Annotated in this window: 13 protein-coding genes, 3 tRNA genes and 1 rRNA gene; 13 read left to right on the top strand and 4 right to left on the bottom strand. The window is 38.4% G+C overall.

The window, feature by feature from the left end; all coding sequences use genetic code 11:
- From CLNEO_RS13270 to CLNEO_RS13250, 6 genes are all read left to right on the top strand, one after another.
- A 23S ribosomal RNA gene (locus tag CLNEO_RS13270) occupies positions 1-105 on the top strand; the annotation flags it as partial.
- Positions 106-180: 75 nt separating this feature from the next.
- Positions 181-256, top strand: a tRNA-Trp gene (locus CLNEO_RS13265).
- Between the two features lie 34 nt (positions 257-290).
- Positions 291-364, top strand: a tRNA-Asp gene (locus CLNEO_RS13260).
- 5 nt (positions 365-369) lie between these two features.
- Positions 370-442: transfer RNA gene (locus CLNEO_RS13255), tRNA-Val, on the top strand.
- Between the two features lie 86 nt (positions 443-528).
- Positions 529-705: a DUF6472 family protein gene (locus CLNEO_RS16140; protein ID WP_164493071.1), complete on the top strand. Its 177-nt coding sequence runs from the start codon at positions 529-531 to the stop codon at positions 703-705.
- Between the two features lie 18 nt (positions 706-723).
- On the top strand, positions 724-1,089 hold the full coding sequence (locus CLNEO_RS13250) for an ACT domain-containing protein (RefSeq protein WP_157723588.1): 366 nt from the start codon (positions 724-726) through the stop codon (positions 1,087-1,089).
- A 266-nt stretch (positions 1,090-1,355) separates the two neighbouring features.
- Here CLNEO_RS13250 and CLNEO_RS13245 read toward each other — a convergent pair whose 3' ends face one another.
- Positions 1,356-2,231 carry a LysR family transcriptional regulator gene (locus CLNEO_RS13245; RefSeq protein ID WP_066090044.1) on the bottom strand — a complete coding sequence of 292 codons (876 nt, stop codon included), beginning with the start codon at positions 2,229-2,231 and terminating at the stop codon, positions 1,356-1,358.
- A 123-nt stretch (positions 2,232-2,354) separates the two neighbouring features.
- Between CLNEO_RS13245 and CLNEO_RS13240 the strand changes: the two genes are divergently transcribed.
- The 7 genes from CLNEO_RS13240 (at position 2,355) to CLNEO_RS13210 (ending at position 9,850) form a co-directional block, all read left to right on the top strand.
- Entirely contained in the window at positions 2,355-3,335 is a 981-nt protein-coding gene (locus CLNEO_RS13240; RefSeq protein WP_066090041.1) for a YeiH family protein, read from the top strand.
- A 528-nt stretch (positions 3,336-3,863) separates the two neighbouring features.
- Positions 3,864-4,367 (top strand): signal peptidase I, encoded by a 504-nt coding sequence (gene lepB, locus CLNEO_RS13235; RefSeq protein WP_066090038.1) that lies wholly within the window; start codon positions 3,864-3,866, stop codon positions 4,365-4,367.
- Between the two features lie 352 nt (positions 4,368-4,719).
- Entirely contained in the window at positions 4,720-6,282 is a 1,563-nt protein-coding gene (locus CLNEO_RS13230; RefSeq protein ID WP_066090035.1) for a DUF3794 and LysM peptidoglycan-binding domain-containing protein, read from the top strand.
- Between the two features lie 286 nt (positions 6,283-6,568).
- Complete coding sequence (locus tag CLNEO_RS16355; RefSeq protein WP_066090032.1) at positions 6,569-7,411, top strand: amino acid ABC transporter substrate-binding protein; 843 nt, start codon at positions 6,569-6,571, stop codon at positions 7,409-7,411.
- Positions 7,412-7,513: 102 nt separating this feature from the next.
- Entirely contained in the window at positions 7,514-8,245 is a 732-nt protein-coding gene (locus CLNEO_RS16350; RefSeq protein ID WP_066090029.1) for an amino acid ABC transporter permease, read from the top strand.
- A 12-nt stretch (positions 8,246-8,257) separates the two neighbouring features.
- Complete coding sequence (locus tag CLNEO_RS13215) at positions 8,258-9,019, top strand: amino acid ABC transporter ATP-binding protein (RefSeq protein ID WP_066090026.1); 762 nt, start codon at positions 8,258-8,260, stop codon at positions 9,017-9,019.
- A 12-nt stretch (positions 9,020-9,031) separates the two neighbouring features.
- Positions 9,032-9,850 carry a hypothetical protein gene (locus CLNEO_RS13210; RefSeq protein WP_066090024.1) on the top strand — a complete coding sequence of 273 codons (819 nt, stop codon included), beginning with the start codon at positions 9,032-9,034 and terminating at the stop codon, positions 9,848-9,850.
- Between the two features lie 58 nt (positions 9,851-9,908).
- On the opposite strand, the gene CLNEO_RS13205 is transcribed toward CLNEO_RS13210, so the two are convergent.
- From CLNEO_RS13205 to CLNEO_RS13195, 3 genes are read right to left on the bottom strand one after another with little or no spacing between them, the layout of a single operon-like run.
- A complete protein-coding gene (locus CLNEO_RS13205; RefSeq protein WP_066090020.1) occupies positions 9,909-10,133 on the bottom strand; it encodes a carbon storage regulator in 225 nt (74 codons plus the stop codon).
- Between the two features lies 1 nt (position 10,134).
- Complete coding sequence (fliW, locus tag CLNEO_RS13200; protein ID WP_066090017.1) at positions 10,135-10,578, bottom strand: flagellar assembly protein FliW; 444 nt, start codon at positions 10,576-10,578, stop codon at positions 10,135-10,137.
- A 17-nt stretch (positions 10,579-10,595) separates the two neighbouring features.
- On the bottom strand, positions 10,596-11,201 hold the full coding sequence (locus CLNEO_RS13195; RefSeq protein WP_066090014.1) for a DUF6470 family protein: 606 nt from the start codon (positions 11,199-11,201) through the stop codon (positions 10,596-10,598).
- Positions 11,202-11,206 lie beyond the last annotated feature (5 nt).

Below are 11,206 nucleotides of genomic sequence, written 5' to 3'. Positions count from 1 at the left end.
CTTCGGAAGTAAGGTCCCTTGAAGATAACGAGGTAGATAGGTTGGAGGTGTAAGCATGGTAACATGTTCAGCTGACCAATACTAATAGACCGAGGGCTTGACCAATAAATCGATTGATGATATAATAATTCTTGTGTTCAGTTTTGAAGGTGTATCTTCGCTTTGCGAAATACCTTATAAAGGGGTATAGTTCAGTCGGTAGAACGTTGGTCTCCAAAACCAAATGTCGAGGGTTCGAGTCCTTCTGCCCCTGCCATTTTAATTAAATATCCAGCGCCATATTCTAATGTGGCTTAGTAGCTCAGTTGGTTAGAGCGCCGGCCTGTCACGCCGGAGGTCGTGGGTTCGAGCCCCATCTGAGTCGTTTATGGGAGTTTAGCTCAGCTGGGAGAGCATCTGCCTTACAAGCAGAGGGTCACAGGTTCGAGCCCTGTAACTCCCATTTTTAAACCACTTCTTATTTTAAGAGGTGGTTTTTACTTTTAATAGATTTTTAAATAATATTCGAAATAAAATAGGAGCGGAAAAATGAGTTCAAACTGTGAGACATGTATGTTTTTTTGTTACGATGAGGAAAACGAGGAATATTATTGCCAAGTAAATTTAGATGAAGATGAAATGGAACGATTTATGAGGGATGAATATAAAGAATGTCCTTATTATCGATTGGAAGATGAATATAAAACAGTACGTAAGCAAATGTGAGGGGGAATTTCCGTGGTCTTGGAGTGGCTAGATGGGGAGTTTGCAGTTGCAAAATGGACGAGAGATCGGAAAATTGAAGAGCTGGGTTGCTTTAGCTTTTGGTCAAGAACAGATCAAGAGCTTTCCTTAGTTTGTCCTAAAGATTGCTTGCCGGAGGATGCCGAAAAGCAAGAAGGCGGATGGGCCGGTTTTCGCGTAGTAGGACAGATGGATTTTACGTTGGTAGGCATACTTGCAAAAATTTCAGGTTCCCTAGCCGAAAAAAAAATTAGCATTTTTGCCATATCAACGTTTGATACAGATTATGTTTTCATAAAGGAAAACGATGCAAACGCAGCACAAAAAGCTTTAGAATCAATGGACTTTGATTTTATCAAAAAATAGCATCCTATTTTGTATTTTGCAAAATTTTTTGACTTATCACGTTCCGCAAAAAAAATAATATATAATTTTCTATAAATTTTTTTGGAAGGCTGATACAACTAGGTAAATCTTTTTGGTAAAATAAAAGGCAGTTTTTGAAAATTAAAGTTTATTTCTTAAGTTATGTAGAACGAAAAAAGAGATTTAGAAATACAAATTGTTACCAAAGGGTAGAGCAAATTTATTGCTGCTACCCTTATCTTATAATACAGGGCTTTGCTTACTACTTAAAAATACTTAACTAAATGATTGATTAACACATTCATTTTTTCAGTAATGAATTTATTCTTATGATGCGCAATTTTAAAGTATCTTATGAATTCAATGCCTTCAATTTTAGAGGCAAATAGTGTTTGACATTGCAGTTCCTTCGTCACGGCTTTTTCTGAAATAACAGAAATCCCAAGATTGTTTTCAACTGCATTTTTTATGGTTTCCGAATTATTGCAGATCCATGAGGCTTTCCAGTTAATGTTGCTGGCAGCCATTTTTATTTCAAAAAGGCTTCTTGTTCCACTACCTACTTCGCGGATAATAAAATTCTGGTTTTCAAGGGTCTGGGGTGAAACAATGGTTTTTTTTGAAAAGGGATGATCTTTACCGCTGATTAAAATAAGTTCATCCTTCAAAAATGGTCTGATTTTAATGTCTGGTGAAATAATTTCCCCCTCTACCAATCCCAAATCCACTTTATTGCTTAAAATAAGCGATTCTATTACCGCTGTATTGTCTTCAACAACGGCAATTTCTGTTGATGGGCTGATAATCTTCAAAGCTCGTACTAAATTGGGCAAAATGGCAGCACCCACAGTTACACTGGCACCTATTCTTATAAATTCGCTTTCGGATAAGGCCTTTATGCTTGTTTCGGCCTCCACGGTCATTTCCGTAATGTGCCTTGCATAGCTAAGCAGCTTTGCTCCCACGCTTGTAAGATAAATTCTTTTAGAAAGCCGTTCGAACAGCTTAGTACCATAATAAACTTCAAGGTCGGAAATTGCTTGACTGACAGCAGATTGAGAAATATATAACTTTTCTGCCGCTTGTGTCATGTTCATCGTTTCACAAACTTCAATAAAAATTTTAAAATGCCTTAGTGTCATGAATTTCCCTCCTATACATAAGTAATTGCTTATCAATACTATCTTATAATAATATTTTAATTATTATATAGCAAGATGTATAATGAAAAAGGCATAATTTAAAACAAAGGAGATTGTTATAAAATGATAAAAAAAAGATTTTTGGGTGTTTTTCTCGCAGGGTTAATTGCTATCCCCGCATGGTTTATTGGTAAAGCTGTGCCAATTATAGGAAGTCCTGTTATTGGGATTTTGTTTGGTATGCTACTTGCTTTTTGGAATCGTCCAAGCAAATTTAATGAAGGGATACAATATACTTCAAAAAAAATTCTGCAATACGCAATTATTTTTCTTGGATTTGAAATGAATTTATTTAATGTTTTTCGTGTGGGAAAGCAAACGCTTTTACTAATGGTATTTACCCTTTCAGTAGCTTTTTTGACGGCATATTTTGTGGGGAAGCTTCTTAAGCTTGATTCAAACACAAAAACGTTAATTGGTGTTGGCTCGGCAATATGCGGTGGTTCGGCAATAGCCGCAACAGCCCCTGTAATAAATGCTAAGGATGAAGAAATCGCTCGGTCCATATCAACAATATTTTTGTTCAACGTTATTGCTGCATTTCTATTCCCTTTTTTGGGGCATGTGTTTGGAATGAGTGACCACACCTTTGGACTATGGGCGGGAACAGCTGTGAATGATACCTCCTCCGTTGTTGCGGCAGGGTATGCCTTCAGTGATGCCGCAGGAAATTTATCGGTTATTGTAAAATTGACGAGAACCCTTGCAATTGTCCCAATAACTCTGGTGCTTGCAGTCATCACTTCCAAAAAGAATACGGAAGAAAATACAACTTATAGCATGGCAAAGATATTCCCTTGGTTTGTATTAGGATTTCTTGGGGCATCAATCCTTAATACATTTCTGCCAATTCCCACCTCGGTGACGCATTTTTTTTCTCAGGCGGGAAAATTTATGATTGTAATGGCTATGGCTGCCATTGGTTTAAATACAAATCTTGTAAAGTTGGTGAAAAATGGATTTAAACCAATATTGCTGGGATTTTTATGTTGGATTTCTATTTCAGTGATGTCCCTTGCAGTTCAGTTTCTTTTTCATATCTGAAAAAAATGTATAAATAAAATAGGATTCATTTTACTTAGAAGCTTCAAACTTGCAAAAAGCCTTTAGATCGGAAAAGGATCAAGAAGAGAAGTGTATTTAAAAGGGGATTAGCAGGAGCGCTTTGGTTTTTTCAGAAATGAAGGAGAATTTCATTTGCCCATTGGAATTTAAAAATTCAGTTTAATAATAATGGTTTTTTTTAAAAGATAGAAAAATAGAGTAACAGAAGCACTATCGCTGAAGGCGTATAAGTTTCCACAAATTTATACGCTTTTTTGTAATTCTCTTTGAAAAACGATTTTCATAATATCTGAAGTAGACACAAAATTTTATTCCTTTTTATAAAATTGGGCATAGTAAATTCTATGGCATTTTTATTGGAATTACCAAGGAAAAACTATTTTTTGATAATTGGGATAAATTACAAGTCTATTTTAACTTGCTATTTTTGGAGAATTTTGTATACTTTTATATAGAGATGTATTATTTTGTTTATCGGGAGAATAATTGTAATGAGAGGTAAGCGCTTTGAATGAGATTTTAAAGGATTGGGGCAGTGTGATTTTGCGGTCGGCAATAATTTTAGTTGTATTATTTTTCTTTTTTTGGCCGGTAAAGCTTGAAGGAAGTTCGATGGAACCTACACTCAATGATGGCGATATTATTTGTATGAGTCGTTTTTTTGTTCAAATGGGCTGGTATGAAAAAGGGGATATTGTTGTTTTTCAATACATTGAGCAAGGAAAAGAAAAAGTAGTTTTGAAACGAATTCTTGCCACCGAGGGCGATCATATTCGTTTGCTTGCCGATGGTTCTGTTGAAATTAATGGCGATGTACTCCAGGAAAACTATGTGGAGGGTCCCACCAATGGCATTGTGGATATGACAATTCCCAAAAGCACGGTATTTGTAATGGGAGACAATAGGAGCACTAGTTTTGATAGCCGCAATATGGGCGTAATTTCCTGTGATGATTTAACAGGAAAGGTGGTTTTGCGCTGGTTTCCAATAAATCAAATGAGAACTTATTAATATAAAGTGAATGATTTTGAACTTAAAAGCTTTTGCTTCATTAAACCAGCACCATTTCCAATGTTTATTTGAGAAGATAGCATAGTAACGTATAGAAAATTTGAATGAAAACACCTTAACATATAATTGCTTTCGTCAATTTATTGGTAGGGTGTTTTTTATTTGAACTTTTATATAATCGCCTCAAAGCTTTTCCAAGAAATTTTTCTTAAAATTCCTTGGGTTTTTGGAATACAATGGCAAAAATTCAATATATTTATATATAGACAAAGGGTGGATGGTGACCGAAAAAAGGGAAAAGCCCGAAATCAGTGTCTTAAAACTGCCGCAAGAATAGCAAAGGAGGTTTATTATGCCGATGGAATGGGAAAAAGAAGAAATCGTATTGAAACAGCAGGGTGGGACGCAAGCCTCCCAAATCTTGCTGGAAGGGGATATCATCGCGCCTGACAGCAAGCCGGATGTAAATGAAGTTTTGTGTTGCCACGGAAAAATTAAAATGAGGGATGTACGGGTGGGAGATGATCGCATTAATCTCTCGGGTGACTTGGATTTAAATATTCTATATTCCTCTGACAAGGGTGAAGATGCCGTATATGCAATGAATGCCAGCTTACCTATTGAAGATATTATTTATATGGATGGGTTGGAAAAAGATATGCAGGTAAAATTGTCGACTGTATTGGAACATTTGGATTGCGAAGTAGTCAACGATAGAAAGCTAGGTGTTAAGGCTGTAATAGGGCTAAAAGCAGACGCAGACCGCTTACATAAAGTAGATGCAGTGGTACCTAATGAAGGCAATGGGATGGCCTTTTTGAAAGACAAAATTTATATGGAAGAAGTAGTGGCTGAGAAAAAGGACAGGTTTACAATTAAGGAAGAAATTACTTTGCCGGAAACGGCGGCTGCCGTTGGAGAAATATTAGCCAGTGAATTCAGTTTGGCAGACCAAGAAATTCGCCCCATGGATGGCAAAGTAATGATACGCAGTAACTTATTAATGGATATTTTGTATACCGATGATCAGGGTACGGGGACTGTTCATGTATGGAGTGAAAAAATTCCCTTTAATGGATATTTGGAGGCGGAAGGAATTACGCCAAAAAGTACCGTTGATTTGGATTTAACCATTGGTGAAACTTCAGTCAAAATAGTGCTTGACGACGATGGAGAGCCTAAAATTTTGGATGTGGATGTTACCATTTTAGGGGAGCTGTCGGCCTGGGAGGCAATAGAAAAGACTGTTGTTACGGATGCTTACGCCCCGGGGATGGAAGTAGAGGTAATGCGGGAAACCGTAACCTATCCCGTTTCCGTCGGGAGAACAAAAAATCAATTCTCTGTAAAAGAGAAAATTACTTTAAATAGTGATGAGCTTCCTATGCTGCAGGCAGGGAAAGCATGGGGAAGCCTTATGATTCAGGATGTAAATGCAATGGAGGATACGATTCAAGTAGAAGGCGTTTTATCTGTAGAAATCTTGTATTTCTGTCAAGAAGACGACCACGCTGTTTGCATGGTGAAAAAGGGAATCCCCTTTACCCAAAAAATAGAAATGAAAGGGGTTTCTCCTAAAGACGGGATCAATGTAAAGGGCAGTGTGGAGGATATTGATTTTCAGATTTTATCCGACCGAGAAGGAGAACTTCTTTCTTCCATGATTCTTGAAGTATATGCCAGCAGAGAAGAAAAAGCCGTACTTGTTACGGACATTTATCTAAAAAATACGGAAAAACCGCTAAAACCCATTGCCGGTGCGGTAATTTATACAGTACAGCCGGGAGATAGCCTATGGACAATTGCAAAGCGTTTTGATACTACCATTGCACGCATTTTGATGGTGAACGATATTGAAAATCCCGATCTAATTTATCCCGGGCAAAAGCTGCTGATTATAAAAATGATTCACTGATAAAGGTGCAAAGGCGCAAGAAATTGCCCCAATAAACCTTTAAAGCGAGCTTTGCCCTCTACAAGAGCGGAAAAAAGCATGTTAGATTTTGGCGAAAATACCACATATTTTACTCCCTTTACGGACAGCAATTGCTGTCCGTTTTTGTATTTTTTATTAGAAATAGAAAAGATTTTGATTATTATAAAAAAATCCCTTTACTTTAGCGTGGTAGTGTGATAATATAATAAAGAATTTACGAAGAGTTGTCGTATTTCGTAAAATGAATGAAAAGGGGAAATGATGTATGAAAAAATATTTTGCGTTAGTTTTAGCAATGGTAATGAGTGTTTCAGTTTTGGCTGGCTGTGGCAACAATGCGCCGAAAGCTGATGCTGCTCCGGCAGAAGATACAGCAAAGGTAGAACGTACAAAGTTAATTGTTGGCTTTGATGCAGAGTATCCTCCTTATGGTTATCGTAATGAGGCAGGCGATTATGTTGGGTTTGACTTAGACTTGGCTCAAGAGGTTTGCAATCGTCGTGGCTGGGAGCTGGTAAAGCAGCCTATTGACTGGGATGCTAAGGATATGGAGCTTAACAGCGGTTCTATTGATTGTATTTGGAATGGCTTTACAATGACCGGTAGAGAGGCAAATTACACCTTCTCTGATCCCTATGTAGATAACAGTATTGTTTTTGTAGTAAGAGCAGATTCCGGGATTAAAGCAAAAGCTGATTTGGCAGGTAAGGCTGTTATGACACAGTCGGATTCTTCAGCACTGACTGCATTAACAAACGAAGAAGATAATGAAGAAAATTTGGCGTTGGCTGCAAGCTTTGCTTCTTTGGAGCAAACGGGGGATTATAATTCGGCATTTATGAATTTGGAAGCAGGTTCTATTGATGCAATTGCTGTTGATATTGGCGTGGCACAGTATCAGTTGGCATCCCGTGGAGATGTATTTGCAATGCTGGAGGAGCCTCTTTCCACAGAGCAGTATGGTGTTGGTTTTAGACTGGGTGATACCGAATTGCGCGATCAGGTTCAGGAATCATTATATGAAATGTTAGAAGATGGCACCTTTGATACTATCGTAGCAAATTATAAGGAGTATAATTTAGATCAAATGGTTTGCCTTGGCAAGTAATTTGGTGTAGAATAAAAGAAAAATAAAGCGTGTCGGAAATCCGGCACGCTTATCCTTGCTTTATCAGTAATTATGAAAAAATGCAAAATTGGGGGTTTTCTTATGGGCATAGCCGATTATCTAAATATTATACAGCAGCTTGCACAAGGGATGCTGGCAACGCTGTTCATCTTTGTTTTGACCTTGGTTTTTTCTATGCCCTTAGGTCTTGTTGTGGCTTTTGGCCGTATGTCAAAATGGGCACCCTTTGGGTTTTTAATTTCCCAAAATCCATTGGAACAGAAAGGGTTGCGCAATTGGCTTGGTTCCTTTCAGCCCATTCAATTTTTGGCGAAAGTATACATTTCAATTTTAAGGGGTACGCCCTTAATGCTACAGCTTTTGGTAGTTTATTTTGGCCCGTATTATGTTTTTGGTATTTCATTAAGCAAAAGCTATCGTTTTGTTGCAGTTTTAGTTGGTTTTTCCATCAATTATGCAGCGTATTTTGCGGAAATTTATCGTTCGGGAATTGAATCCATCCCCGTTGGTCAGTATGAGGCTGCTGCGGTGTTGGGGTATAATAAATACCAAACCTTTTTTAAAATTGTGTTCCCTCAGATGGTGAAGCGTATTTTGCCCCCTGTTACCAATGAAATTATCACCTTGGTAAAGGATACTGCCATGGCCTTTGTATTAAACTACACGGAAATGTTTACCTTGGCAAAGCAGATTGCAGCTGCAAAAACAACCATAATTCCTTTGTTTATTGCAGGTGCATTCTACTTTATTTTTAATGCAGTAGTGGCGTATGCAATGGAACGGGTGGAGAGAGCCTTGAGCTATTATCGGTGAGGAGGGAAAAGGATGAAAGTTTTAGAAATTAATAATTGTAGTAAAAAATTTGGGGAGAACGAGGTTTTGAAGGATATTTCCCTTTCTGTTTCCCAAGGACAGGTTGTATCTATCATTGGCCCCTCTGGTTCAGGAAAATCTACGTTACTGCGCTGTGCAACTTTGCTGGAAACAATGGATGGGGGAGACTTAAATTATTTAGGAGATTATGCTGCAAAAGCAGATGAAAGTGGGAAATCCGTTTACAGCGATGGGAATAAGCTTCAGGAAATCAAAAAGCATTTTGGCCTTGTATTTCAGAATTTTAACTTATTCCCCCATTATTCTGTGATGAGAAATATCACAGAGCCGCCGATTTTAATTGGAAAGCGTCCCAAGGAGGAGGTTTTTGCAGAGGCAAGAGTGCTCCTGGCAAAAATGGGTCTTTCGGAAAAAGAGGATGCCTATCCCTTTCAGCTTTCCGGTGGTCAGCAGCAGCGTGTTTCCATTGCCCGCGCTTTGGCAATGAATCCGAAAATTTTATTTTTTGACGAGCCAACCTCTGCCCTTGATCCGGAGCTGACGGGGGAAATTCTAAAGGTAATTAAGGATTTGGCGGCGGAGCATATGACAATGGTAATTGTAACCCATGAGATGTCCTTTGCAAGAGATGTATCCAACTATATTATTTTTATGGATGGCGGCGTAATTGTGGAAGAAGGCACCCCTGAGGAGGTAATCAATCATCCTAAGCAGGAGCGGACAAAAGCCTTTTTGGGACGTTTTCAACAGTAAGGTGGGGGACATATGGAAATTGAATTTATTAAAACAAGCCCAACTGAAAATATGACGATTTTGGTGGAAACCCAGATTCCTGAGGAAAAGCAATTAGCCATAGCACAAAAGCTAATTGCTTATCATAGCGTTTATGCTGAGCAGGCGGGCTTTATTCAAGAGCCGAAGGATAAACGGGCGGCGAAGGCTTTGCGCATGATGGCAGGGGAATTTTGTGGAAATGCCACCCTTTCTTTGGCGGCGTGGCTCATGGAACAAAAAAACATGCCAATGGGGGAAAGGGAAACCCTTTTATTAGAAATTTCGGGAGCAAACAAATTAGTATGGTGCGAAATTCAAAGAGAGGCCCAGGGATACTATGGGAAGATAGAAATGCCCTTGCCAATTTCAATCCAATGGGAAGAATTCTTGCTGGAAGGAGAAACGCTGAAATTGCCTGTAGTGCGTTTTGAGGGGATATGGCATATCATTGTGGAAAGACAAATTTGGGGAGAAACTGCCAAAACAAAGGCGGAGCAGGCCGCTGAAATATGGGGACCCAAAATGCCTCCTGCCTTTGGAATACTGCTTTGGGATGAGAAAACGGGACAGATGGAGCCTTTGGTTTGTCTAAAGAACACCAGCTTGATTTGGGAAAGAGGCTGTGGAAGCGGAACCAGTGCAATCGGAGCTTTTTTAGCAGTTCAGGCTGGAAAGAACGTTTCTTTGCAGTGCAAACAGCCCGGTGGCACCATGGGCGTGCAGGCTTGTGTGAATGAGGGGGAGATAGTTACCCTGCAGATTTCGGGGCATGTGTCTATTGTAGCCACAGGAAAAGCGTATATTTTGTAAAATAAAAAAAGGAAGTGCTAGTTTTAAACGAAACAGTGCTTCCTTTTTGGGTTTTTAATTATTTATCAAACATTTTTTTCAACAGCGCAACAGAATCGCCGGAGGAGGATAATGCCTCTAGATTGTTCATCGTAGCAAGTTTCAGTTCTTCCCTCACAATAGTAACCTCTTTTGGAGCTTCAATTGAAATTTTAACCTTGTCGGAGGAAATATCCTGTATTGTAATTTTAATATCTTCGCCTATATAAATAGACTGACCAATTTTTCTTTGCAATACTAGCATATCAATCCTCCTTATGTATAAGGTCTTTAAAGGGGTATTTAAAGGGATACTCTGAATTTTCCAAAATAATTTGTTTTGCCAATCGTGTTTCTGTATTTACAACTACAGGGCACCTTAAATTTGTCGTGCTTTTAGGAATATCATCCCGAAGGACACAAATATTATAAACTGCAAGATTGTGTGAATCCTGTAATTTTAAGTCTTTGATGTCTGTTTCCGTAAGGGAAACATTGTAATCGGGAATAAAATTATATGGATTTATCATCGCAAAAGCAATATTTGCTTCATCAATACTTTGAAGACAGACGGGGGAACCATCATTGTTTTCAAATTTGATTAAAATAAATTTTTTGTACTTTTCAAAACCAAAAAGTCCATGTTCGAAAAAAACGACTTCACTGCTTTCGTATTCCATCTTAGAAAAATACTTTGTTTCCAGCTCCATTTATTCACCTCATTTGGTTATGCTCTTAAATCGGTAATTGGAATATATTCGGGATCTGCACTAGGCGGCACATAAATGGGGCCTCCGATGTATTCAATCACAACATCCGGCCGCTGTGTAACTGCGATTTCAATATTCCCGGGAATAAACTCAAAATTGCCGTTCATTACTTTCCAGTCAAAATTAAGCTTATCCAGCTCATATTCCATAGTTATTTCCGGTTCAGACCAATTTAATACGGGCCTTGAGGTAGGCGTAAAGGCAATACCAAAATTTGTATTGACCTCCATTTTTGATTCTGCAATTTTTCCGATTACATCCTCGCCAATCTTTGCATTTAAAAACAACTTTCCCTCTCGTGCATATGTTGCGGTTGCTTCATATGCAGCCGCTTTCCCTTTTTCGGCAGCATTTTGTATGCTTGTTTTGACCGTTGGATTTATGCAATTATAGCACTCAAAAGAATCAATGTCTAATTTGATAGGATCACTTTTAATTGTGAGTCCACCAGCGTTTCTGGAAATCTCAACCTTTGCATTTGAATTGTTGTATTCCAAGCGTGCATTGTTAACCTTTAGTTCAAGCTTTAGAGGCACCGAAGTGATTTTTAATAAAGGATCCATCATTA

This window comes from Anaerotignum neopropionicum (assembly GCF_001571775.1).
Taxonomy (GTDB): Bacteria; Bacillota; Clostridia; order Lachnospirales; family Anaerotignaceae; genus Chakrabartyella; species Chakrabartyella neopropionicum.
Note: the sequence above shows the minus strand (reverse complement) of the source record. Positions and strands in the feature narration are given on the sequence as shown.